This is a genomic window from Blautia sp. HCP28S3_G10 (genome assembly GCF_052065235.1).
Taxonomy (GTDB): Bacteria; Bacillota; Clostridia; order Lachnospirales; family Lachnospiraceae; genus Blautia_A.
In genome coordinates, this window is record NZ_JBQHUL010000114.1 from 1 (window position 1) to 326 (window position 326).

Here is a 326-nt window from a genome sequence, read left to right on the forward strand (position 1 = left end):
TTGTCACATTCTGGGCTTCATTCTTGTCGCCATCTGTCTTTGGTGTCAGCGTAAAGTGGAACTGGCTTCCTGTTGCTGCTTCTCCATTGACAGTCTTCTCTGCCTCGATCTTCGCTGTCGTTCCATCTGCCTTGTACGTATTGGCAAAGGTGATTCCCTTCCGCTCTTTTCCTTCCGCATCCTCTCCATAGCTTACAGATGCTTCCAGTTTTCCGGTCTCTTTGTTGTCTGTTACCGTTACGGTTACTGTGTAGACTGTTTTGTCTGCTGTGTATCCGTTCGGCACAGCCTGTACCTCAGCTACCTCATACTCATAGGTTCCGGCT

Annotated in this window: 1 protein-coding gene; it reads right to left on the bottom strand. The window is 49.1% G+C overall.

Annotation, left to right across the window (positions count from 1 at the left end):
* The coding region (locus ACTNB8_RS16445) for a Spy0128 family protein (RefSeq protein ID WP_441056126.1) at positions 1-326 on the bottom strand (326 nt) is incomplete at both ends.